Here is a 24874-nt window from a genome sequence, read left to right as displayed (position 1 = left end):
GCCTCTTCAATTTGGGTGTCTTTTATTATGGGGAAGGGCATACGTAGCCTGCTCGCCACACTAAGTCCTTTGCTTGAAGCATTGCCTTCAACACTTCACTTCCCGACATTTGCGGAGAAGCAAATGAGACGAGCAGCTCGTGCTCGATACTTTGTTGTTGGCAATCTTGTTTTTGGTAAGCCCTAACATGAGTAAACGTTGACGATCGATTTTTTGACAGCACAGCCCTATTGAGGCAAATTCCAAAACAGTCACGTTTCATAGCCTTGTTCCTCCTAACGTGAGTCCTTATACGCCCTCATTTTTTTATTTTTTTAGAGGTTATTTTTTACAGTATGACGAGCCGCTTTCGTCATTTGATAAGCCATAGTAACTATCACAATGGTCGGTGAACGTGCATCTGGGCCTATCGATGAAGTGACAAGACCGGTAGGGTTTTGTTAGGCCATGTATTACGTATTGTTATTCTGGCCTCGTATTTGTTCTCTTTTCTACCTTAACTATTCACTTTCGTCGCGTCTTGTTTAACGGCTGCCTAGTTACTATACAAAATGTGGGCTAATTAGTTCTAAAATTAACCTAAAAGGGCTGTGATCTTAGTCAGTGTTCTTTATGAATAATATGCAATAAGGTTTTTGGCAGCAGTAGTTTGTAACTATTTGTTTATTTGACGGAATCATAAATAATCCTTGCATTGTGATTTGCCGAAAGGGGAGTCACATAACAAAGATGAGTTAAGTGTATTCATGTTACGCGGCTGTTACAGTGAGAATAGCAAAGGAGAGTGACAATGAAATGGAATCAATTCAGCTTTCGTCATCGCTTGCTCATTATTATGACGTTGTCGGGCTTGCTTCAGTTGGTCGTATTGTCATTGGCTGGCTTTAGTTACATTAAGCAGTCGCAAGAGCAGGAAATGGGATTTAAAGCGAAGGGGGTAGCTACGTTTTTAGCGCAATCATCATCGGTGATCAACATGATTGAAGAACAGTCTACGGCGAAAATGCAAGCGAGATTCCGTGGTCTGACTGAGATGATTGGCGCAGCTTTTATCGTAATTGGTGACCATCAAGGTATCAGGCTCGTCCACCCTATTGACGAGCGCATTGGTAAGCCAATGAAAGGCGGAGACAATGATAAAGCACTGGTCGATGGGCAGGCTTATGTTTCATTTGCTGAAGGTTCATTAGGAAAGTCAGTACGGGGAAAAGCGGCCATTTTCGATAGCCATGGTCAAATTATCGGTGTGGTTTCCGTTGGATACTTAATCGATAGGTTACAAGATAGAATCGAGCCGTATTTGGCCTTTTTGTTAGGAATGGCGGTGTTGGTACTCGTCGTCAATGGCGTGATATCGAATTATATCTCTCGGCGATTTCAAAAAGCGATTTTGGGCTTTGAGCCTGAAGAGATTGGTCGCTTGTATGGTGAGCTTGACGTAACCATGAGTACCATTAAAGAAGGGGTCATCAGTATTGACTCTAACGGTGTTTTACGATCTATTAATACCAGTGCTTGCGAGATTTTAAAGTTAAACAAGCAAGACACTATCAATCAACCCTTAGTTGATGTGCTGCCAAATTCGGACTTACATAGTTTAATTAATAGCCAAGAAGTGGATCACGATATTGAGTTGTATTTGAATCATCAACGTATCGTAGCGAATCGAAGTCCAATCATTGTCGATGGTAAGGTGGTTGGAGCGGTATCCAGTTTTCGCCTGCGGGATGAAATTAGTGAGTTAACGGCGCAGCTGTCTCAAACCCAAGCCTATGCAGAAATGTTGCGCGCTCAAACTCATGAGCACCGTAATAAGCTCAATACGATTAATGGCATGCTACAAATGGGTGAGTTGGATGCAGTTCAACAACTGATCGGCTTGGAAACCGCGCACTATCAGTCGCTGATTGAATTTTTGCGGGAGACCATGCGCGACCCGCTAATTGCGGGGATGTTGTTGGGAAAGACGGAGCGCGCACGTGAACTGGGTTTAACGTTAGTCGTGGATCCTGATTCGCGTTTAGAGCCGCTACCTGTGGAGTTAAATGCGGATGATATTGTGACCATTTTAGGTAATTTAATTGATAACGCTTTCGAAGCGACGCTGTCAGCGATCAAGCAGCAGCCAAACGAACGGGTACTTCGTTCGACAATTGAAGTCTCTGTGAGTGATTATGGCAATGAAATTATTCTCGAAGTGGTGGATAGAGGCTGTGGTTTGCCTAGTGACATTGACGTATCGTTGCTAACACAACGAGGGGTGTCGAGTAAATCGGCCAGTAATCGCGGCGTTGGTTTATTTTTGGTTAAGCAATTAACGGAGCGCTATCAAGGACAGCTTGAACTGATAGCAAATAATGATATGGGGACTCGAGTCACTGTATACGTACCAAAGGATGGAATGGCATGAGTACAATGACACGTGTAATGATCATAGAAGATGATCTGAAAATCGCGGAGTTACATCGTCGCTACCTAGAAAAAATGGGGGGATTTGAGGTGGTCGGGATTGCCACATCACGCTCGGAAGCCGAAATGCAGCTGGAGCTGTTAGAACCAGAACTGGTTCTGCTAGATGTTTATCTACCCGATGGTACGGGTATTGATATTCTCGGCAGATTAAGGACAGTGAACCAAGCCTGTGATGTTATTCTAATTACTGCGGCGAGAGATGTGGAAACCTTACAGCAAGCAATGCGCGGTGGCGTGATTGATTACTTACTCAAACCCGTTATGTATCCTCGTTTAGAAGCCGCGTTAAAAAAATATCAGAAGCGAACAAAACAACTTCATCACGTGGACGGGCTTGATCAGTCACTCGTTGATGAAATGATGCAGAGCCATAGCGGAGAAGCAAAGGCAGATAAGCACCTTCCTAAAGGTATTGATGGTGTTACATTGGAAAAAATTCGTATGTTGTTCACTGAACACAGCTTATATACCGCCGATGAAGCGGGGGAAAATATAGGAGCAAGCCGAACAACAGCACGGCGCTATCTTGAATTTTTAATTAGTACCGGAGAGTTAGAAGCCGATGTTAATTATGGCTCTGTTGGGCGACCTGAGCGGTGCTATCGTCGTCTAGTCCGTGAGTAAAAGGTTCGTAAATGCGCAAGAGGTTGATGTGGTAAAGCCATTGGAAGAGACCAGTAGTAGCGTGAGTAATAACGCGATCAACAGCATGAATTCTATGCGGTTAGTCCCTTTTACTGCCGATCACTATGCGATGTTAATTGAATGGATTGACTCGGAAAGGCTCAATTATCAATGGGGCGGGTTTCAATTTACTTTCCCTTTGACGCCTACCCAGCTCAATAAATATTTCTCAAATCGCTTGAGTCGCCCTTTTTTATGTCAACGGGACGGTTGTTTTGTCGGCTTTGTGGAGCTTTTTCAAGCGTCCAAAGATGTACAGCGTATCTGTCGAGTCTTTATCCAACCAGATTATCGGGGGCAAGGGCTAGCATCAGAGATGCTGCGTCTAGTGATAGCTGTAGCTAAAGTAAACCATCCTATATCAGACATTACACTGTCAGTATTTTCCCATAATCACTCCGCTATTCAGTGTTACCAGCAATTAGGCTTTGAGCGAACCGAAGTAGTCAAAAATGTCAGGTTTATTGAGGGGCGGTATTGGGATCTGTGGCTAATGTCCCTTACCCAAAATTAAATCATGGAGTAATGGTTTTGCTTCAACGTGTTGGAAAAGAGTGATGAATAAGTATGTTAACCATTGAACCGTTAAATGAACAAAATCTTGAAGATGTTTTAATGTTGTCTGTACAGGATGAGCAGCGCCCTTACATCGGCGACATTGATGAAATTATTGACCAAAGCTGTCAAAAGAGTGAAGAAACACAATGGGTGATCTGCCAAGCTGGAAAACCCGTGGGCTTTTTTCTACTCGACCGTGCTTATGCCAATCGGTATTTATTCTGTCCGCAAGGGTCAGTTGGCCTTAGGTCGTTTCTGATTGACCAGCAATATCAAGGGCAAGGCATTGCTAAACGTGCCATTCGACAAATACAAGACCAGTACATGGTGTGGTTAGGGAAAGACCATTCAGATTTGTATCTCACGGTGAATTGTAAGAATGCCTTAGCAAGATCGCTGTATGTGAAGGCCGGGTTTATGGATACCGAACAACTTTACCTTGGCGGCGAGGCAGGACCTCAACATATAATGTGCTTTAAATCAAAGAAGCGTGGATAAATAGGACTATGATGCTCGCTGCTGTTGCACTGTTGCACGGCCGTGTTAGCCGTTACGAGTTATCACGGAGCAGCGAGGTGGCACATTGGAGCGGTACCCAACTATGTCGGTGTCCCTATCTAATAACGAATCATGATTAACACGCAATAAATAAGGCAATTGGTGTGATTTCAAAACTTCCGCGCTGGATTGAATCTGGAGCGTTTATTTTATCATTGCTCGCAGGGACGGTGAATGCGGTCGGCTTATTGGGCTTTCAGCATCAGGCTATTTCTCATTTATCAGGAACGGCCACATTACTAGGAACGCAATTATTTAATGATTGGGCGAGCTCCGCTCATTTGATTGGTATTGTTATGAGCTTCCTATTAGGTTCGGCCATTTCTGGATGGTTCATATCGAATGTGTCTTTGAAATTAGGGCGTCAATATGAGTGGTTGTTATGCATTGAAAGTGCGTTGTTGTTATCTGCGACTTACTTTTTAGTGGCAGGCTCGCCAACGGGTAGTTACTTTGCTTCGGCCGCATGTGGTTTACAAAATGCGCTTGCTACGACGTTTAGTGGTGCCGTGGTTAGAACGACACACGTGACGGGTATCGTCACTGATTTGGGGATCATGATAGGCTCAACACTAAGAGGCGAAGCGTTTGATAAGCGCAAAGCTAAATTGTTCGTGACCATATTAGTAGGCTTTATCTGTGGTGGGTTAGTTGGTGCTTTATTATTCAATCAGTTGGCGTTTTATGCGCTGTTGCCTCCAGCGGTATTATGCATTATTTTGGCGTTAGGTTATCGCGTATATAGAAAGCGAATTGCTTATACTTCTCGCTCAAATTAAGGAATGAACAAGTGAAAACACAATGGATTGTGGACGCGTTTACGTCTGAGATGTTTAAAGGTAACAGTGCTGCCATCATGCTGGTAGACGAGTTTCCAAGTGATCAGTGGATGCAAAACGTCGCGATAGAGAATAATTTGTCAGAAACTGCGTATCTAACACCGATTGCCGCCAATCACTATTATATTCGGTGGTTTTCGCCACTGACGGAGATTGATTTTTGTGGTCATGCGACACTGGCATCGGCTTATATACTCTATAATCACTTAGCGATGGAACAGGGTATTTCGGCTGCGGATACCATCCGGTTTTCAACTAATGAGGTAGGTGATCTTACCGTTAGGCTATTGAAGACAGGTCGAATTGAAATGAGCTTTCCCAATCAGAATCCTACCCCCATCACAGACATCCCCCCAGCATTGCTTGAAGGGCTGTCACATGCTCCCACTCGCGTTTTACGCAATGAGCAAGCGTATTTTGCCGTTTATGAATCCGAAGAGGATGTCATTGACATCGAAGCGGATAGCTCAGTGTTAGCGCAGCTGGCGCCCTATGATATTGTCGTCACGGCGCCGTCGGCACATCCGCAGCGCGATTTTGTGTCTCGTTATTTTTGGCCAGCGAGTGGTGGCGACGAAGATCCAGTGACAGGCTCGATACATGCGGGATTGATACCTTATTGGGGCGAGCAACTTGGGAAAACGTCAATGGTAGCTTTTCAAGCATCGCAACGAAGCGGCATATTGTACGCAGAGCTCTCTGGCGAAAGAGTGCTCGTTTCTGGTGATGCTGTTTTGTTTTCCAAGTCTGAGCTGTACATTTAAAGCCTCACATTAATCCATACTCAGTTAGAGAACAGAGACAAGACAAGAGCGATAGAATGAAATTATCGAAAAGAGAAAGTCGTGTTGTAGAAGGCGCGATTGATCAATGGCTGGAGCAGGGCGTTATTACCCCAGAGGATTCGGATAAGCTGAAGGATAGCTATCAAATCGTAAAAATAGACTGGTCGTTGATCGCCAAATACTCATTCTGGATAGCGATTGTTTGTATTGTGTTATCAGTGCTATCTGTGCTGCTCGATGAATGGCTAATTAAGCTCTTTGAGGAGATCTTCACGGCCCCTGATATTGCGAAAAGTGGCTTTTTCGCGTTGATTTCAGCACTATTTTACACATTCGGCCTTCGCCGTAAGAAGCTTTCTCCGGATAAAGTGTTTAGCAATGAAGCACTATTTGTACTGGGAATAATCAGTACTGCAGTGTCGATTTATTTTCTGGGGCAGGTGATTCAAACAGACAGCGTCACCAAGTTAATACTCGTCGCTTCGCTTGTTTATGGCTTATTAGGACTTTGGATTCCATCGCTTATCGTTTGGTTATGTGCGTTACTGTCGTTAGGTTGTTGGTTTGGGTTTGAAACTCATCAGGCTAGCGAGTTAGGCTACTTTATTGGATTAAATTTCCCACTACGTTTTGTGTTGTTTGGTGTACTACTCATCACTTCTAGCTCATGGGTGTTGCGTCGTTGGAAATCAAAGGAAGACTTTGTCATTACGACACGAGCGGTAGGGATGTCGGTATTCTTTGTCTCTATGTGGCTGATGTCCGTATTTGGAAACCATGCCGATTGGTCGGTATGGAGTGAGGTCACTCAATTCTCTTTGGTTCATTGGTCGCTGCTACTACTTGTTGCGTCTATTGCATCTGTCTATCACGGCATAAAGTATGATGATGAACTGACGAGAGGGTTTGGTTTGATTTTTATCTTTATCAATCTCTACACTCGTTTTATCGAGTATTTTTGGGAAGGGACACACAAAGCCGTGTTCTTTGCCGTTCTAGCGATAAGCTTTTGGTTCTTTGGGACGCGAGCGGAAAAAATCTACCGTATTGGCCTAACAAGTGAAACACCAAATGGTGATAAAAAGAGCACTTGAGTCATTTTTTGTCGCAGCAATGAAGCGTTACTCACTTACGTGCACAGTAAACGGCGTAGATGAAACCTCTTCGTTGCTGAAAAGACAAAAGCGTATTCAGTCCATTAGGCTGAACACGCTTTGATTCTATTGAGTCTAATACTACTTGTGGTTCAGTCTTTTGCTTTATTACACACCGCGCGAACCATACCTTTGAAGATAAATAGATGCGCAGGCATCATAGCAAACCAATACAGTAGTCCGCGGAACCCTTGGGGGTGCCACCATGCGGTGATATTTATTTCCCGCTTGTCACCTAGGTCGGTAATCGTGAATTCAAGTCTGCCGAGACCAGGTCCCTTCATGCCAAATAGCAGAGAAAGAAAACCAGGCTCCTCACATCGAATGACTTTCCATGAATCAATGAAATCACCCACCTGAAGCTGTGGGCCTGTTGGCGTGCGTCGAATAGGGCGGCCACCGCCGAAGAAAATATCCAACCACTCCCTTGTTCGCCACAGTAAATTGGCAAAAAAGTAGCCTTCATCCGGGCTACCGATTTTCTTAACCACATCCCATAGTGCCTGAGTGGATTTGCTGGTGGTTAACGTTGCACCGGTCTTTTTAGGGTAGTAACCATATCCAGCTTGCCAGCGGGTGAGTGCGCTTGGGTCGAACCCCCAAACATTGCTCAGGACAAAGTCACCCTCTTGCTCAACACTGGACTGTACAGCATCAGCATAAGAAATTAATGATTGAGGGTAACGTTCTTGGATTGAAGCCGAATCTGCAATGAAATCGTGTTCTAATCCGGCGAGTAATGCTCGTCCTATATTTGAAGGTACTGAGGTAACAACGCCTAGCCAATACGAAGCAAGTTTTGGGGTGAGTAGGCTGGTTGCCCAAAGGCGGAGAGGCTTATCAACACTATCACATATAATTTGAAATTGTTGATGGTAGGATAAAATGTCCGGTCCACCGACCTCATAGATGACATTAGACGGTATTTCGTCATCAATCAATTGTAAGAGATAATAGTTAAGATTCTCTAAAGCGATGGGGTTAGCTTTGGATTCGACCCATTTAGGGGCAATGAGGACGGGCAGATTATAGACAAAATCACGCATAATTTCATACGCGGCTGATCCCGGTCCGATAATAACGCCTGCTCTCAATTCAGTCACTGGAACCTTGCTGGTTCTAAGTAAGTCCCCAGTCGCCTTTCTTGCTGCTAAATGTTCGGAGTTGCCGGTTTGTGGTTGAATGGCACTTAAGTAAATAACATGCTGAACGTCACTGATATCGAGTGCCTCTTTGACATGGCGGGCAAGAGTCAGCTCGTAGTCGAGAAAGTCGTGACCATGAGCCATGCCATGGACAAGGAAAAAGACGATGTCGAAATGTGGTATGAGTGCGAGCGTAGCTTCTCGATTGGATAAATCGAGGTATTCAAATTTCAATTGAGAGTGAGGCATGACTCGCGCTTTGAGGTAATCAATTTGACGCGCCGCTGCGGTGACTTCGTGTCCTTGCTCAAGAAGCTTGGGAATTAATTGTGATCCGACGTAACCAGAAGCCCCAAGAACCAAAATGCGTTTCATTCATCACTCCATTGAATCAATATTATCTCTATAAAATCTAACACGTTTCTTGTGTTTTACTGCGCTATTTGTTTGCTTAAAAGAGCTTTTATTCAAAGGCCCTATGAAAACTATTCATAATATGAAATTTATAAAAAACGATATATCATTCTTATCTTGTCGTTAAAAGCGAACAGTTCGACTTTAACGGCCTAAATTGGCTTCCTACAAAAGCCTTTTTAGTGTAGATTCACACTCCAATTTTGTATGTGATTGAAGTGTATTAATGCTTAAATTGTCTGACCTAAGTAAAGGCTATATCGACGGTGGGGAATTTCACCCTGTACTGCAAGGTGCAGAGTTAACATTGTCGCAAGGTGAGCAATTAGCATTGATGGGTGAGAGTGGTTCTGGCAAGAGTACACTTCTGAATTTGCTTGCTGGTATTGATCGTGTGGATTCGGGTGAAATTTGGTATCCAGACTTCGCTATGCATGATTCTAGCGAAAGCATGCGCACCGCTTACCGTCGAAATAACATTGGTCACATATTCCAGCAATTCAATTTACTTCCGACACTGAATGTTGCAGACAACATCCGATTCTGTCGTCAGATTAAAGGCCTACCGGAAGACCGAGGATTATGGCGTCAGATTTTATCTGCGTTAGACCTCATGGCGCTGTTAGGGCGTTATCCAGAAGAAGTTTCTGGTGGTCAACAACAACGAGCGGCGATTGCTCGTGCGCTTTATATGGAGCCTAAAATTCTCCTTGCGGATGAGCCAACGGGTAGTCTCGATGAACGAAACGCAGAAGCGGTTATGCGACTTTTGACGTCGTTAACCAAGCAATTACAGTGTACTTTGTTGGTCGTCACCCACAGTGAAAAAGTGGCCAGTCATATGGATGGGTGTATACGCCTTCAAGGGGGGCAGTTGCATGTTGTTGCCCGTAGTTAAGGCGCTACTTGGGCATTATCGCCGTCATCCACTGCAAATATTATTAGTTTGGTTAGGGTTAACGCTCGGAGTATCACTTCTTGTAGGTGTAACGGCGATTAATCACCATGCTAAGCAAGCCTATGCGAGCGGTGAGAAACTGTTCGCCAATCCTGTTCCCTATCGAATTAGGCCAAAACACGCTGACACGAAAATACCTCAAGGTTTTTATATTCAATTACGTCGTGAGGGTTTTAAGCAGTGTGTGCCATTTGATATGCACAAAGTCACGTCAGAAGATGGACTGGAGCTCAATCTTGTTGGTGTTGATCCGATAGCGTTACTGCAATTAAAAAATTCGGTCACAATTAGTGATATCGCATCGCAAGACTTGATTAAAGTGCCGTCGACGGTGATCGTGAGTGCCGACTTAGCCAAGCTTAAAGGCTGGGTCGCTGGTGATATTATCCCTTTAGAGGGGGGAGTATTGCTAGGGCCTATTAAAATCGATAAGAAAAGTGGTATCCGTGGAACTCGTATTCTGGCAGATATGTCTCTCCTTAGAGGTCTCAAAAAGTCTTCGGGATTATCGGTTATCGCTTGTGGCGAAATGTCGGCAGAAAAACTCGAAGCCTTGCGTAAGCGCATTCCCAATGGGATGACGCTTTCTCGGAGCTCTCAATCGCAACTAGAGGCATTAACTAAAGCCTTCCACACCAATTTGACCGCAATGAGTATGCTCTCTTTTGTTGTGGGTTTATTCATATTTTACCAAGCGATGTCGTTGTCTTTAGCGCAACGTCAGCCATTAGTAGGTAGCCTACGTCAGTTAGGTGTATCTGGGTGGCAATTAGCTCAGGCGCTTTGTCTTGAGCTGGCAGGTTTAGTGTTCTTAAGCTGGTTAGGTGGCAATGTGTTTGGTTTGGTGCTTGCCAACCAACTTATTCCAGCTGTATCTCAAAGCCTAAGTGATTTATATGATGCGAATATCGGGTTAACGATTGAGTGGAGTTGGCAATGGAGCATTTATAGCTTTTTGTTGGCGTTTGCTGGTGCCGTTATATCTTGTGGTTGGCCTTTAGTTCGCTTGCTTAAATCGCAGCCAATTCGGCTTTCGTCTCGCTTATCTTTAATGCGCTTTACCGGTGCTGAGTTCACATGGCAAGCCTTTGTTGCGTGTGGTTTTTGTGTAGCAGCGATTGCGATATATCAAGCACCTAAATCTCAAAGCTCTGGCTACGCTATTATTGTATTGATGCTACTCAGCGTCGCACTCATCACGCCATTTATTATCTGGAAAGTGTTTACGGGACTGTCATTTTCTTTGAAATGGGTCAAGGTAAGGTGGTTCTTTGCTGATGCGGCTGCCAGCATGAGTTACCGTGGTGTTGCGAATATGGCCTTTATGCTGGCTCTCGCTGCCAATATGGGCGTCGAAACGATGGTCGGTAGTTTCCGTGACACCACCGATCGGTGGCTAACGCAACGTTTAGCTGCGGATATCTATGTTTACCCAACGAGTAATAATGCGAGTCGTATGAGCCACTGGTTAGAGAGTCAACCAGAAGTTGACCGCGTATGGTGGCGTTGGGAAGAAGAAATGCCTAGTAAATATGGCATGATGCAAGTAGTGAGTACTGGAGACTCTGTTGGCGAGTTGGAATCTCTGACGGTTAAAATTGCTATTCCAAACTACTGGTATCATTTACATCACTCACGAGGCGTGATGATTAGTGAGTCGATGGCACTTAAACAAGGGTTAAGACCGGGTGATTACCTGAATTTAGGTAAGCCGTTAGGTCGCAATTGGCAAGTCATCGGTGTGTATTACGACTATGGCAACCCATATCATCAAGTGCTTATGTCACAAAATCGTTGGCTCGCTCATTTCTCGGGATCGGGTGATGTTGCCCTTGGCGCGGTGCTCAATGATAAAGAACAATCACTTTTGGTGCAGCGACGACTACAGAGCACCTTTAGGTTGAACTCTGAGCGTATATATGACAATACGACCATTCACAAAGAAGCAATGCAAACCTTTGATCGTACTTTTTCGATTGCAGATACGTTAGGTAATATCACATTGGTGATAGCGGTATTTGGTATTTTCTTCTCTACCATAGCAGGGGAAGTTTCTCGGCAGCGGCACACGTCGTTATTACGCTGTTTTGGTATTTCGGGAAGAGAGCTTGTGTTAATGGGAGGCTTGCAATTGCTGGTGTTTGGACTGATTTCAGCTGCCATAGCGATGCCGCTGGGCGTCGCCTTAGCGCAATTAATTGTCGATATTGTTATCAAACAGTCCTTTGGTTGGTCTTTGCAGTTGCAAATTGTACCGTGGCAGTATTTAACGTCATGCTTGTGGAGCATGCTGGCACTAGTGATCGCTGGCGCGATTCCGGTGCTAAGACTCATTAGGAACTCACCGATCCACTCATTAAGAGATGCGTTGTAAATGAATCGACTGCAGAAACTCATTTTTTCATGTTGCTTGGTGGTGGTAGTCGCGGTGTCATTTGTTGCGATCCTTAAAGAGGATGAACAGCGCATCACTCGCTCAAAAACAACCCATATCAATACGATATTTGGCTCGCCGGGCAAGAAAGTCTTTGAACCAGTATTGCCTGATCGTGTTGTGACATTACCTAAAGATTTTCGCTTTCACCCCGAGTTTCAGCATGAATGGTGGCAACTTGTGACGAAGTTGACCGATGAGCACGGACAAACGTATTGGATGAGGTGGCGTTTTTTCCGCTACGCCAGCGATGATCGAGTCAAAACAGGTTGGGAAGACCCGCAAATCTATATCTCTAACGTTGTGTTGACCAGCCATCTGGGTATGTTTACTGATCAGCGTATTGCTCGTGGTGGTATAGGGCAAGCAGGGGGAGTGAGTCGACCATTTAGGGTGTGGATTGATGACTGGTCTTGGCGGTCTTTATCGAACGACCCAATGCCTGGCAATTTAAAGATTTCAACAGAAAAGTTCAACGTTAACTTACAGTTTGAACGTAATGGGCAGTATGCGGTTATTGGTAATGATGGTTATCATTCCAAGCATGATCTTTTACCGCGCGCATCTTACGTGATTGAAGCGCCGTTTATTAAAACTTCAGGACAAATTTCGCTACCCAATGGCAAGAGCTTGAAGGTAACGGGTAGTGCTTGGCTGTCAAAAGAGTGGGGCAGTGAACTTGTTGGTGGAAATTACGTTGGTGAAGACAATTTTATCGTAAAACTGTCCGCGAAACGTGTTCTTATGGTCAGCCAATACCGATATAAAGACAATATGCCTTATGTCAGTGCAAGCGTGATAGATGATGATGGACACGTTACTACAATTGATAGTGATGAGATTACGTTAATAGCGCTTAAGTTCACCGAGTTGAATGGTGGTGCTCGTGTACCTTTAAATTGGAAGATCAGTATACCAAGTCATGATATTAATCTTGTCATCAAGGCTGGAAAACAGGTGAATTGGGTTAACTTTGTTGTTCCTCAATGGCAAGGTCCAGTCCGTACTAGAGGTTCTCATATTGTTTCTGGCTATATTCAACTAAGTGGCTATTAGAAGAGGGCCTTCTGTCTCAGTATTTCGTTTCTAATCACCTTTATAAATGTTGTTACTCAGCAACATTTTCTCTCTTGCAACTTTTTTGCAGCATTTTCTAAATCAAGATGATATTGACAGCCGCACAAGCAACGCGGCTGTTTATTATCGTTAGCATCTTTCTGCACTATACTATTCTATAGTTGGAGTATTATTTTATGGATATCTCGAATAGTTTCCTGTTAATATTCGGTTATTCCTACAAGTAACCTCCGTACAATCGATTTTTTCTGTAAATTAACTAGATATAGAATCTAACTATTCAAACAAAACGAATAACTATAAAGGGTTTATCTATGAACGACGTCATTCGTGACTTTTTTAAGATGGAATCAGCAGGTGGTATTATCTTGGTGATTGCAGCTGCGATTGCGATGGTTGTTGCTAACTCTCCTCTCAATGAGCTTTACCAAGGCGCACTTCATACCTATGTGTTTGGTTTATCTATTTCTCACTGGATTAACGACGGCTTGATGGCCGTATTCTTCATGTTGATTGGTCTAGAAGTGAAGCGAGAATTGCTAGAGGGTGCGCTGAAGTCTCGTGAGACTGCGATTTTCCCAGCGATTGCGGCAGTAGGCGGTATGGTTGCACCTGCACTTATTTACGTTCTCTTTAACTCAGGCGATCCTGAAGCAATGAGTGGCTGGGCGATTCCAGCAGCAACAGATATCGCTTTTGCTCTTGGTATTATGGCGTTACTTGGGAAACGCGTACCGGTTGCACTTAAAGTATTCTTGTTGGCGCTAGCAATTATTGATGACCTAGGTGTTATCGTTATTATTGCGCTATTTTATAGCAGTGACTTGTCCACGCTTGCCCTAACGATTGGTTTTGCGATGACGGCTCTATTGTTTGCGCTGAACTCGAAACAAGTAACAAAACTACCTATTTACCTCGCAGTTGGTTTGGTATTGTGGGTTAGCGTATTGGCTTCTGGTGTCCACGCGACGTTGGCTGGTGTTGTTCTTGGCTTCGCCATACCGCTTCAAGGTAAACCGGGAGAACACTCTCCGCTGAAACATATGGAGCATACACTCCACCCTTATGTGGCTTTTGGTATTTTACCAATATTTGCTTTCGCGAATGCTGGCATCTCACTGCAAGGCGTATCGATGGAAGGTTTAACATCAATGCTACCTTTGGGTATTGCAGCGGGTCTATTAATTGGTAAACCTTTGGGTATCTTTACCTTTAGTTGGGCGGCAGTGAAGTTTGGCGTGGCTAAGCTCCCTGAAGGGGTTAACTTCAAGCAGGTATTTGCGGTTAGTGTGTTATGTGGTATCGGTTTCACCATGTCGATTTTCATCGCTTCACTTGCGTTTGTTGGCGTTAGCCCTGAATTTGATACCTACGCAAGACTCGGTATTTTAATGGGGTCGACTACAGCGGCAATTCTTGGTTACGGTTTGCTTAATGCCTCGTTACCAAAGGAAGCAGCACCTGAGCCCAAAGAGCAATATTAAATCCTCAGGACTAACTTGATGTAATTAAGCCCAACTTCGGTTGGGTTTTTTTTGTCTCAAAAAATCGGTGTGGAAGTAGCTTGCGTTGCCTGTGATGGAGCAATACAGGTCGAGCTTTATCCAATGTTGTTATCTTTCGTCCTTAGCGGGGGATAAAGGTAAGATATTTCTCTAATCGCTTTCCTTAGAACCATTGCATCGTTAAAATGGCGCTTCTTTAAAAGGGGGTCAGATGCACCAATCACTGAAGTATATAACGGGTTACCCAGGCAACTTAATTGAACAAGTCTCAGGTTTAGTGGAGTCTGGTCGTTTTACTGCGTGGTTTGAGCAGCGCTATCCTGAATCGCACCAAATAAAAAGCGAAAAGGCCTTGTTTGAGTTCACTATGCAAATTAAACAACGCTTCATGAAAAAAACAGCGCCGATCACTAAAGTGGTGTGGGACAGCAAAATTCACCTGATCAACAATGCACTTGGCTTACATACCTATGTTTCTCGTGTGCATGGTGGAAAGCTGAAAGCTAAAAATGAAATACGTATTGCGAGTATATTTAAAGATGCCCCTGAACCTTTACTGAGAATGTTAGTGGTTCACGAACTGGCTCACGTTAGAGAAAAAGAACACGATAAAGGGTTTTATCAACTATGTTGTCACATGGAACCCAACTATCATCAACTTGAGTTTGATGCCCGCCTTTTTATGATTTACAAAGAGTTGATGAATGAAAACGCCAAAAAACGTTAATAACAACACGATTAAAGATCCACAAACGACCTCTGTCATTGAGAAGCGAGCAGCTGCGGGGTTGCATAAAAATAACCGACATCATGGGCGATATGATTTCGTTGCTTTGGTGAAAGCGGTCCCTGCATTGAAAGCAGTGATGACGAAAAACCCTAATGGCGAAGATACGATATCGTTTTCCGATCCTTTAGCGGTGAAATTACTCAATAAAGCGCTCCTTATGTCAGAATATGGCGTGGAGTTTTGGGATATACCTGAAGGGTTTTTATGCCCACCGATTCCAGGGCGCGCCGATTATATCCATTGGTTGAGTGAGCATCTAAATCGAGATTTAGCAAAGCCCGGTGCAAAAATTAAAGTACGAGCGCTTGATGTAGGGGTAGGAGCTAACTGTATTTACCCTATTATTGGTGCATCGCAGTATTACTGGAACTGGGTTGGTTCAGAGATAGACGCTAGTGCCATTGAAGCAGCAAGACGCATTGTTGATAATAATCCGTCGTTGGCAAAAAAAATCGAGATTCGTCAGCAAACGAACCCAAATACAATTTTTGAAGGGGTGATTCACCCTGGAGACTTCTTTGTTGTCACTACTTGTAATCCACCGTTTCATAAATCATTAGAAGAGGCAAAGCAAGGCTCGGAGCGTAAAGTTAAGAACCTTGGGCAGAACCGCCAGCAAAGGGGCAGCAATGCAGTATCAGTTGATACATCAGCCCTTAACTTTGGTGGACAAAAAGCTGAGTTATGGTGTCCGGGTGGCGAAGCCGCATTTGTCGCCAAAATGGCACAAGAGAGTGAGCGTTTTTCCAAGCAAGTGATTTGGTTTAGTACCTTACTTTCCAAAAAAGACAATATAAGACCACTGACCAAAAAACTGGAGCAATTAGGCGCGACAGAAATTGTCATACAAGAAATGGCGCAGGGTCAGAAAAAAAGCCGCTTTGTGGTATGGAGCTTTATGTCAACACAGCAGCGAAGTCAGTTTGCTAAAACATTGAAGTAAGTGTTACTGATAGAGCAATGATTGGTACTTCTCGACCATTGCTCTATTGCCTGCTTTCGATTCAAGGTCGATTAACACCCTCAAACTTGCCTTTTGATAACCGTAGCGTTGGTTAAATGCCAATAAACGCAGTCGAGCTTCTTTCAATTGATGGTTTCTAACCTCTATAGCGGCGAGCTGTATTGTAGCGTTTGGGCGTAGAGGTTGATGATCAAGTGATTTAACAAAATATGCTTCGGCTTTCTTTAAGTGGTTCGCCTTCAGTGCGCATAATCCGGCATTTTCATAACTTGATGCGACTTGATAATAAAAAGGTTGTTCAATCGCCTGGTTAAAATAGTGCTCGGCTTTGTCATAGTCTCCCTGCTTACACAAAAATGTCCCGTAGTTATTCAAAACAGTCCCATTGTTGGGGTAAGTGCTCGTTGCTTGCTCATAGGCGTTTCGTGCTGCTTTGACATCACCGACGGTTTCATAGTAGTAAGCCATAGTTAAGCTTGTGCGATAGTATTTTGGAGCATGCTTCATTGCCTTTTCAAAGTTTTGTTTTGCTCGGGCGTAATCCCCTTGTTTCATGTAACCGAGACCTAGCTCAATACGAGATTCTGCGACAGTAACAGGATCTTTTTGCACATTATTGGCACTTTCATCAACCGTAACACAACCGCCTAATAATGGTATTACGATTAAAGCAAGTGTCTGCCACTTCACCATGCTATTTACCTTTTTTGACTACTCAATGTTATGAGCCGATGCCATTTATGATAAGCACTTAGATTCTTATCTGGTGTGGTTGAGTGCACCAGTGCGAGTGAACGCTCAGAAATAACGGACGTTGTAAAAGCAAGTTGCTCATAAAGTAAGCGAACGAGGTTAGAATAACGACTCTAATCTATATCTGGCGTATGAACTTCGCTACAGTATTGGCGAAGAAATTAAGTGGTGGCGCAAGAATGACTTTTGAAAAAAAACCATGGTTAAACACCTACCCAGATGATGTGCCAGAGAACGTTAACATAGACCGTTTTCAAAACATCAATGAGCTGTTTGAACGCTCATTTACTGAGTTTGCCGATAAAACAGCCTTCATAAATATGGGCCACTCTCTGACCTACAGAGAGCTAAATGAAAAGAGTGATGCATTTGCTGCATATCTGCAGTCGACTCTGGGTGCAAAGAAAGGTGATAGAATTGCCTTAATGATGCCTAACTTATTGCAGTATCCGATTACCATCTTGGGCGCATTAAAAGCAGGTTTAGTGGTTGTTAACGTCAACCCCCTCTATACGCCAAGAGAGTTGGAACATCAGCTTAGAGATTCAGGAGCGACCATTATTGTTGCTGTCACCAATTTTGGTGAAAACTTGCAAAAAGTCGTCGCGAAAACCAGTATAAAACACGTAATTCTAACCAGTATTGGTGATGCGTTGGCGCCTCACAAGCGTACATTAGTGAATTTTGTCGTGAAGTACGTGAAAAAAATGGTGCCTAAATATCACTTACCTAGTGCGATTTCTCTACGTCGCGTGCTAACCGAAGGTAAGAAGTTAGACTTTAATCCACCTAACATAACGAGTGATGATTTAGCGTATTTACAGTATACCGGCGGAACAACCGGATTAGCGAAAGGGGCGATGCTGACACATCGAAACATCATCGCCAACGTATTACAAGTGTTTGGTCATTTTGGTCCGCGTACGGCTCAAGAGCAAGAGCACGCCGTCACGCCTTTGCCTCTTTATCACATCTTTGCCAATTCGGTGAGTATGATGTTGATGATGTATATGGGGGGGACAAACCTATTAATAACCAACCCAAGAGATCTGGACTCTTTCGTTAATGATCTCAGTAAATACCCGTTTACTATGGTCTTTGGCTTAAACACACTGTTTGCTGCGCTTAACAATCACGCCAAATTTAAACAGTTAGACTTCTCTCACGCTGAATTTACTATAGCTGGGGGGATGGCAACACAAAAGCATGTTGCTGACGAGTGGCAAAAAATAACAGGCATGCCAATTATCGAAGGGTATGGTTTAACGGAATGCTCCCCAGTAGTGGCGGGTGGTATTCATACTCAGCAGTGTTTTGTTCCTGCTGTTGGCGTCCCATTACCGAGTACAGAATTACGCATTGTGGATGAACAAGGCAATGAGCTAGGCATCAATGAGGTCGGGGAAATTCAGATCCGTGGCGATCAAGTGATGAAAGGATACTGGAAGCAAGAAGCAGAGACTCGAGCGGTGCTAACGGACGATGGTTGGCTGTATTCTGGTGATATCGGAAGAATGGATGACCGCGGGGTATTCTTTATTGAAGACCGTAAGAAAGATATGATTTTAGTGTCTGGCTTTAATGTTTTTCCGACCGAAATTGAAGAAGTGGCGACGTTGCATTCGAAAATTGTCGAAGCTGCTGCCATTGGTGTGCCAGACGATGTAGCGGGCGAAAGGGTCAAGCTAGTGGTCGTGACTAACGGACAAGTCACGGTTGAAGAGATCAAGAAGCATTGCCGTCAGCACCTAACGGGCTACAAAATCCCGAAAGTCATCGAATATCGAGATTCGCTGCCAAAAACAAACGTTGGTAAAATTTTAAGGCGAGAGCTGAGATAAGTCGGTCGCTAGTTTGTAGAATTGGAAATCCCTAACGATGAATATCTTTAGGGATTTTTTATATGGTGCTTTACGTTGGTCGTTATCGGTTTGATGTTAACCTTAGTTCCATTTAAGACTGTTAGTCTGTCACCGTAAAGTTGTCTGCGCTGAAGTGATCTAAATCGTATGGTGTTTGTTGATAAACACAGTAGTTCAACCAGTTTGCAAACAGCAAGTGCCCATGGCTTCGCCAGCTGGCACAAGGCTTGTTATCTGGGTTATTGTTGGGGTAATAGTTAACCGGAATCGCAGGCTCCATTCCCTCACCAAGGTCGCGTACATACTCATTATGAAGCGTTAGCGCGTCGTATTCCGGGTGACCAGTGACAAATACGTTTCGTTTATCTTTTGTCGCTGCAAGATACACACCTGCGACATCAGATGTGGCGAGAATGTCGAGGTCGGTGTGTTCTTCTAGGTACTCAACGGAGAAGTCGGCATAACGTGAATGTGGCGCAAGAAACGAGTCATCAAATCCACGTAGCACAGGGTGATAGGGCTGGTGGACAGAATGGTGATAGACACCAGATAGTTTCTCTTTGCGTGTCCGTTTTGGCAAATTATAAAGCAGCTTTAGTCCTGCTTGAGCTGCCCAACACACATAAAGCGTTGAGGTCACATGCTTGTTTGCCCAATTCATAATAGTTTGTAGGTGATCCCAGTACATGACATCTTCAAACTGAACTAAGCCAAGAGGTGCGCCTGTGATGATTAAACCATCGAAATTACGACTTTTAACCATCTCAAATTGGCGATAGAAATTGTCTAGGTGTTCTGTTGGCGTGTTTTTACTTGGGCGGTCGTCGATGCGCAGTAGCTCTATATCCACCTGAAGAGGACTGTTTGAGAGTAGTCTTAAAAATTGAGTTTCCGTTTCAATTTTTTTAGGCATGAGGTTGAGGATAAGCACTTTAAGCGGGCGGATCTCCTGAGAAGATGCACGAGTTTCCGGCATGATAAAGATGTTTTCTTCACGAAGTACATCGGATGCGGGCAGTTGGTCAGGAATCTTAATTGGCACAGCTTACTCCCTAAGCTAATTGGTGTTTTGGACGTCTATACATCTAAAGTTAACTGAAACACGTAGCCTTGTCGACCGTTAATTGGTGCCAAATCGATGACAGCACTGGCTTACGCGAGATTTCCCGCTGATTACGAAAGTAATTCTGTATAATGACCGAATATAACGGCAGCGTGCAATCATTGGATTATTGTGACGAAATTGATATTAATTCGGGGTTTACCGGGATCGGGTAAATCAACCTTGGCGCAGACCCTATCAGCCTTCCATGTTGAAGCGGATATGTTCTTTGTCAATGACAGTGGGGTGTATCAATATGATGCGACCCGCATTGAAGACGCTCATCGTTGGTGTCAATCTCAAGCGGAAGAACAACTATCACGTGGTAATGACGTTGTTGTCGCCAATACCTTTATTCGCCGCTGGGAAATGAAAGCCTACCAACAGATGGCAAAACGATACGGTGCGGAAATAGAAATTAGGGTTTGCCGCGGACGCTATGCCAATATTCATGGCGTGGAGCAGGTGGTGATTGATAAGATGCGGCGACGTTGGCAAGATTGAAACCTACGTTTTAGTATTTTCAATGGCTTATTAGCTATAGTGGCTAATGAACTAAAGTGGCTCATTAGTTACATATTCTCAATGTAAATCAACATCGACGGCGAGTGCATTATTGATTTACAACAGAATTAAATAGGGAAAACAGATGGCAAAACGCTCAGCAATTGTTGAAATGACCTCATATGGTATTTACTCTACGTGGGACTCTAATGCGAAAACGTTACCTAAAATTCAGGAATTTACAACAAACGTTACCGCCGATGAACACGTGGAATTTGGTTTTACTGTGAATATAAAAAAAGCCAAAGGTGAACGAGTTCAATTTTGCATTTTTCACCCAGGAATTGTCGGAAAAAAAGGGCAAGTATTAGAACCTTTTGATGGGGAAGAACACATCAATAGTAATGATTGGGACTTTTACTTAGGCGATACGATTCAGTTGCTTCATCCAACCGAAGGGCTAGAAAGCAATTTGGGTGAATGGAAGATGGAAATGTCGTTACAAGGTAAAGTGGTAGCGGAGAAAAAATTTAAAGTAATGGCAAGAGACGAGGGGCAGTTTTGGAAAAATCGCGGCTTCTAGTGACCATTCGGCTGAACAGCTTTGTGCATAGAGTCGATGATAAGCAACGTTTAATCCAGCTCGCGAGTGATCTGAAGTGTCAGTTGAAGCGTATCCGACGCTCTCGTAATTGGATGTTAAGTGGTCTCCCTCAATCATTGACCCGCTTCGCTCTTGAATCTGATGTGGGGTGGATTGCAGTGGCGGTTGACAAAGTGTTGGCAGAGTATAAATCACCTATTCAGCAGGTGTTGGAGCAAAACCCAGATATAACCGTTGCTGAACTGATGCATGAATCTGGCTGTAGCTTGGTGGAAGCGCGAAAAGCCATTGATGAGTTTGAAGGCTTGTAGAAACGAACAATTCGACCCTGTAAATAATTCTGAGCGTATTCTTCTTTGTGATTTGGATTTAAGGCATAAAAAAGCCACTCCAAATTCAAGGAGTGGCATTAAAATACGTACTCTACGCTGTAACGTAAGCAATCACGAAGTCAGTGATTTTTACCATGTCATCAATCGCAATGTATTCTTCAGTGGTGTGTACTTTCGCCATACCCGTTGAAAGGTTAACGGTGGTTAAGCCTTTTTTATTGAAGTTATTTGCGTCGCTACCGCCACCTGTGTGTTTGGTTGTCGCTTCAATGCCATTCTTGGCAAAGGCTGCTTTTACTTGCAGTACGTGTGCGTCATCTTCTGCGATAACGAACGCGTTGTAAGCGCGTGTTGATTCGATCTCAACCGTCGCGCCAAACTTTTCCGCAGAAGCTTCGAACGTTGCAACCATGTGCTCAACTTGTGCAGCCAGTTTGTCACCGTTCAAAGAACGTGCTTCGGCGATAACAGTGAGTTCAGGCATTACGATGTTTGTTGCTTGACCGCCATTGATCATACCGATATTTGCCGTGGTTTCTTCATCAATGCGCAGTAGCTTCATGTTCATGATAGCATCGGCAGCAACACTCGCTGCGCTAATGCCTTCTTCAGGAGCAAGACCGGCGTGAGCGGGGCGACCGGTGATTTTTGCAATGATTTTCTGTTGCCCTGGTGCGCCAGTTACAATGCTACCAATTGCGCCGCCGGTATCAAGAACAATGGCTTTGTCAGATTGGATAAATGACATGTCAAAGTGCTCTGAACCGAACAAGCCACCTTCTTCATGTACGGTGAAAGCAACTTCAATCGTCTTATGTTCAAGGGTTTGCTCTTTTAGGCATCGTACCGCTTCCATTACTGCAGCAATACCAGATTTGTCGTCACCACCAAGAATCGTGTTACCTTTCGAGCGAATAATGCCATCTTCGATGATTGGCTCAATGCCGATACCAGGAGAGACGGTATCCATATGGGCGCTAAAAACAATGCTGCCTTCAAGGGTGCCTTCAAGTCGACCGTAGACGTTAAAACCGTTGGTGTACTGCTCGGGCACGGGTAGTTTGCTAACGGTAAAGCCAAGCTCACCTAGTTGCTCCGCTACCGCTTCTGCGATGGCTTTTTCGTTGCCAGATTCACTGTCGATTTTCACTAATTCAAAGAAATGGTTGACCAAACGGTCCGTATTTACATGGGTCATAGGATTCTTTCAGGTTTAGAACAGGGAAGATTACTTTACACCCTATGTTTACGTGCTAGACCTGAGATAAATCAAAAAAACCGCCGCATTTCAGATTTATTGCTTAGTTTTGAGAGGTTTTTTGCTTAGAAAATTGGTAACAAGCGGCCATTGTAGTAGAAACAATCAATATGCTGCCTCCCCACTGTAACAACGTTAACACTTCATTTAAAAACAATACCGCAAATAGTAGCCCAAACAATGGTTCGGTTGCCATGAGTAATGAAGCATGGCTTGCACTTAGAAATCTCACGGAGTAATTCTGTAAAAAAAAGGCTAACAACGTACAGGCCAGCGCAAGGTATAAAAGATAAAGTGATTCTTCTACACCAAATAAAGAGAGCATCTGCATCGTTTGCACAGAATCAAAATTGACGATAATGAGCCCTAGCGTGGAAATAGTGACGACGGTGAGCTGGATGAAAGTCACCAATTCCAAACTTAGTGGTTCATTACTCAATGCTTTGCGGCAAACCACCACCATGATGGATCGCAAGACCGCGGCGGTCAGTATCAGTATGACACTGTCGTTGAGGACGATGCCACCCCAGTCCGTGTTTGAGGCTAAGGCGATGCCGATGACACCTAAAAAACAGTATAAATAGAGAGACACAGGAAGCACAGTTTTGAGCCAAAGACGCTCTACAAATGGGGTGAAGAGCACACAAAGGCTAATAAGTACCGCGACTTCACTCGCTTGAGTTAACATCACAGCCCAAGTTTCCGTAATAAAAATACCAGTAAGAATTAAGCCAGTAGTAACGCCGACGGTTAGATAGCGGCGTGGCGAGTTGAAAAAATCAACTGCGGCATTTTTTTTAATAAGAAATAATGCGAGTACCAAGCTGCTAATGGCAAAGCGTGCAAATAGAAGCTGTTCGAGTGGCATTAGAGTGAGTAATTTTTTTGATACCCCATAGCTGGTTCCCCACATGATAGAAACGAGCAACAGGCCCAAAATGGCAATGCTTGATGGTAATCCATGTGCATAGTGTCGGCTAATCTGCATTTGTCTGATATTCTTCCGTTAAATATTACTGTGCGTATGCTAACTTATGAATAACGAAGTAATAATATCTTCAGTAAGCAAAGGATTGATGACCGGTGGACACAAATAAATTGATGGGCCTTTTACCCGACATTGCCGCGTTTGTAGTCGTTGTTGAAGCAGGAAGCTTTACGGCTGCCTCACAGCGTCTTGGTGTGACGCCATCTGGGGTGAGTCGTCAGGTCAGTCGACTTGAGTCGGCATTAGCCACCGATTTACTTGAAAGAACAACACGAAAACAGGTCACGACAGATGCAGGTAAGGCTGTCTATGAATTCGGTAAGAAAATCATGGATGCAGCAACCGATATTTCAGTGATAACTAGCCAAGGTGACCAAGAAATCACTGGTGAACTAAGGGTTGCAGCCCCCAAAGCTTTTAGTCGTCATATTTTAGAGCCACTATTGCTGTCGTTCTTGAGGCAGTACCCCAAGGTAAAATTAAGACTTTTTGTCAGTGATGAGTTTATCGATCCGTTCGGTCACAATTTAGATATTGTCTTTGAGCTGACGCATTCGCCTCGTGAAAACCTAGTCGCCAAAAACTTGGGGAATATTCAAACGGTGTTATGTGCTAGTAAGGCTTATTTGCAGTTGAACGGCGTCCCATTTGAGCCAAACCAGTTACTGCAGCATCAATGTTTATTCTTGAACGAAGCGCCTAATGACAATCAGTGGGTTTTTACTCGCGCTGATGATGTAGTGAAAGTACAAGTCGATGGCCGGTTTAGTGTTAACCATTCGGAAATGCGACTTACCGCAGTAAAACAGGACTTTGGGGTAGGGGTATTCCCTGAGTTTGTTGTGCGGGATGCTTTATTGAAAGGAGAGGTACTTCCGGTGCTTCCTGATTGGAACATTAGTTCACGTTATCAGGGGCTCGTGGTTATGCAGTTCCCACAATCTAAATATATGCCTGCACGCCGGCGAGCATTTATTGATTATATTGTTGATGCTATGGCAGAGCAGTCGACGTAGCGAGTTATAGCATCTTACGCGGATAGTATCTTACGTGGATAGTATCTTACGCCGGTAGTATCCTACGCCGATAGTTTATGGAGCGCATATCGTGATGAAAGCGCTCTATTGTCGTTGG

At 44.0% G+C, this 24874-nt stretch carries 24 protein-coding genes; 18 read left to right on the top strand and 6 right to left on the bottom strand.

What is annotated here, in order from left to right:
* Positions 1-25: 25 nt before the first annotated feature.
* Positions 26-262, bottom strand: coding sequence for a cation transporter (locus tag L4D05_RS05435; RefSeq protein ID WP_428750965.1), 237 nt, complete (start codon positions 260-262; stop codon positions 26-28).
* 528 nt (positions 263-790) lie between these two features.
* On the opposite strand from L4D05_RS05435, the gene L4D05_RS05430 reads away from it, so the two are divergent.
* The 7 genes from L4D05_RS05430 to L4D05_RS05400 all read left to right on the top strand — a co-directional run bounded on the left by L4D05_RS05430 (position 791) and on the right by L4D05_RS05400 (position 6990).
* On the top strand, positions 791-2410 hold the full coding sequence (locus tag L4D05_RS05430; RefSeq protein ID WP_428793266.1) for an ATP-binding protein: 1620 nt from the start codon (positions 791-793) through the stop codon (positions 2408-2410).
* Complete coding sequence (locus L4D05_RS05425) at positions 2407-3096, top strand: response regulator (RefSeq protein WP_428750963.1); 690 nt, start codon at positions 2407-2409, stop codon at positions 3094-3096. The genes L4D05_RS05430 and L4D05_RS05425 overlap by 4 nt, the downstream gene beginning before the upstream one ends.
* 28 nt (positions 3097-3124) lie before the next feature.
* On the top strand, positions 3125-3670 hold the full coding sequence (locus tag L4D05_RS05420; RefSeq protein WP_428793265.1) for a GNAT family N-acetyltransferase: 546 nt from the start codon (positions 3125-3127) through the stop codon (positions 3668-3670).
* 53 nt (positions 3671-3723) lie between these two features.
* Positions 3724-4212 (top strand): GNAT family N-acetyltransferase, encoded by a 489-nt coding sequence (locus L4D05_RS05415; RefSeq protein WP_428750961.1) that lies wholly within the window; start codon positions 3724-3726, stop codon positions 4210-4212.
* Positions 4213-4376: 164 nt separating this feature from the next.
* Complete coding sequence (locus L4D05_RS05410; protein ID WP_428793264.1) at positions 4377-5051, top strand: YoaK family protein; 675 nt, start codon at positions 4377-4379, stop codon at positions 5049-5051.
* Positions 5052-5062: 11 nt separating this feature from the next.
* The gene (locus L4D05_RS05405) at positions 5063-5875 is read left to right on the top strand and encodes a PhzF family phenazine biosynthesis protein (RefSeq protein WP_428793263.1); all 813 of its coding nucleotides are present in this window, start codon (positions 5063-5065) and stop codon (positions 5873-5875) included.
* 56 nt (positions 5876-5931) lie between these two features.
* On the top strand, positions 5932-6990 hold the full coding sequence (locus tag L4D05_RS05400) for a hypothetical protein (RefSeq protein ID WP_428793262.1): 1059 nt from the start codon (positions 5932-5934) through the stop codon (positions 6988-6990).
* 152 nt (positions 6991-7142) lie between these two features.
* Here the strand turns inward: L4D05_RS05400 and L4D05_RS05395 are convergent, their stop codons facing one another.
* Positions 7143-8570, bottom strand: a complete 1428-nt coding sequence (locus L4D05_RS05395; RefSeq protein WP_428750957.1) for a DUF2867 domain-containing protein — start codon at positions 8568-8570, stop codon at positions 7143-7145.
* Positions 8571-8835: 265 nt separating this feature from the next.
* On the opposite strand from L4D05_RS05395, the gene L4D05_RS05390 reads away from it, so the two are divergent.
* The 6 genes from L4D05_RS05390 (at position 8836) to rlmF (ending at position 16316) form a co-directional block, all read left to right on the top strand.
* Positions 8836-9507, top strand: coding sequence for an ABC transporter ATP-binding protein (locus L4D05_RS05390; RefSeq protein WP_428750956.1), 672 nt, complete (start codon positions 8836-8838; stop codon positions 9505-9507).
* Positions 9488-11941, top strand: coding sequence for an ABC transporter permease (locus L4D05_RS05385; RefSeq protein WP_428793261.1), 2454 nt, complete (start codon positions 9488-9490; stop codon positions 11939-11941). Before L4D05_RS05390 ends, L4D05_RS05385 begins: the two co-directional genes overlap by 20 nt.
* Entirely contained in the window at positions 11942-13057 is a 1116-nt protein-coding gene (locus tag L4D05_RS05380) for a lipocalin-like domain-containing protein (RefSeq protein WP_428793260.1), read from the top strand.
* Positions 13058-13392: 335 nt separating this feature from the next.
* The gene (gene nhaA, locus L4D05_RS05375; RefSeq protein ID WP_428750953.1) at positions 13393-14562 is read left to right on the top strand and encodes a Na+/H+ antiporter NhaA; all 1170 of its coding nucleotides are present in this window, start codon (positions 13393-13395) and stop codon (positions 14560-14562) included.
* A gap of 232 nt (positions 14563-14794) precedes the next feature.
* On the top strand, positions 14795-15310 hold the full coding sequence (locus L4D05_RS05370; RefSeq protein ID WP_428750952.1) for a YgjP-like metallopeptidase domain-containing protein: 516 nt from the start codon (positions 14795-14797) through the stop codon (positions 15308-15310).
* On the top strand, positions 15288-16316 hold the full coding sequence (rlmF, locus tag L4D05_RS05365) for a 23S rRNA (adenine(1618)-N(6))-methyltransferase RlmF (protein ID WP_428750951.1): 1029 nt from the start codon (positions 15288-15290) through the stop codon (positions 16314-16316). The genes L4D05_RS05370 and rlmF overlap by 23 nt, the downstream gene beginning before the upstream one ends.
* A gap of 3 nt (positions 16317-16319) precedes the next feature.
* Here rlmF and pilW read toward each other — a convergent pair whose 3' ends face one another.
* Positions 16320-17030, bottom strand: coding sequence for a type IV pilus biogenesis/stability protein PilW (pilW, locus tag L4D05_RS05360; protein WP_428793259.1), 711 nt, complete (start codon positions 17028-17030; stop codon positions 16320-16322).
* 239 nt (positions 17031-17269) lie between these two features.
* Between pilW and L4D05_RS05355 the strand changes: the two genes are divergently transcribed.
* Entirely contained in the window at positions 17270-18931 is a 1662-nt protein-coding gene (locus L4D05_RS05355; protein ID WP_428750949.1) for an AMP-binding protein, read from the top strand.
* Between the two features lie 121 nt (positions 18932-19052).
* Here the strand turns inward: L4D05_RS05355 and metA are convergent, their stop codons facing one another.
* The gene (gene metA / locus L4D05_RS05350; protein WP_428750948.1) at positions 19053-19994 is read right to left on the bottom strand and encodes a homoserine O-succinyltransferase MetA; all 942 of its coding nucleotides are present in this window, start codon (positions 19992-19994) and stop codon (positions 19053-19055) included.
* Positions 19995-20186: 192 nt separating this feature from the next.
* Between metA and L4D05_RS05345 the strand changes: the two genes are divergently transcribed.
* The 3 genes from L4D05_RS05345 (at position 20187) to L4D05_RS05335 (ending at position 21473) form a co-directional block, all read left to right on the top strand.
* Positions 20187-20558, top strand: a complete 372-nt coding sequence (locus tag L4D05_RS05345) for an ATP-binding protein (RefSeq protein ID WP_428793258.1) — start codon at positions 20187-20189, stop codon at positions 20556-20558.
* 145 nt (positions 20559-20703) lie between these two features.
* On the top strand, positions 20704-21141 hold the full coding sequence (locus tag L4D05_RS05340; RefSeq protein ID WP_428750946.1) for a DUF3859 domain-containing protein: 438 nt from the start codon (positions 20704-20706) through the stop codon (positions 21139-21141).
* Entirely contained in the window at positions 21120-21473 is a 354-nt protein-coding gene (locus L4D05_RS05335) for a ribosome recycling factor family protein (RefSeq protein WP_428750944.1), read from the top strand. The genes L4D05_RS05340 and L4D05_RS05335 overlap by 22 nt, the downstream gene beginning before the upstream one ends.
* A gap of 112 nt (positions 21474-21585) precedes the next feature.
* On the opposite strand, the gene L4D05_RS05330 is transcribed toward L4D05_RS05335, so the two are convergent.
* Together L4D05_RS05330 and L4D05_RS05325 are read right to left on the bottom strand one after the other, a co-directional pair.
* A complete protein-coding gene (locus tag L4D05_RS05330; RefSeq protein ID WP_428793257.1) occupies positions 21586-22692 on the bottom strand; it encodes a M20/M25/M40 family metallo-hydrolase in 1107 nt (368 codons plus the stop codon).
* Between the two features lie 103 nt (positions 22693-22795).
* Positions 22796-23740, bottom strand: a complete 945-nt coding sequence (locus L4D05_RS05325; protein WP_428793256.1) for a DMT family transporter — start codon at positions 23738-23740, stop codon at positions 22796-22798.
* Positions 23741-23835: 95 nt separating this feature from the next.
* On the opposite strand from L4D05_RS05325, the gene L4D05_RS05320 reads away from it, so the two are divergent.
* Positions 23836-24756: a LysR family transcriptional regulator gene (locus L4D05_RS05320; protein WP_428750940.1), complete on the top strand. Its 921-nt coding sequence runs from the start codon at positions 23836-23838 to the stop codon at positions 24754-24756.
* Positions 24757-24874: the final 118 nt, after the last annotated feature.

The organism is Vibrio nomapromontoriensis, assembly GCF_050337205.1.
GTDB lineage: Bacteria > Pseudomonadota > Gammaproteobacteria > Enterobacterales > Vibrionaceae > Vibrio > Vibrio nomapromontoriensis.
Note: the sequence above shows the minus strand (reverse complement) of the source record. Positions and strands in the feature narration are given on the sequence as shown.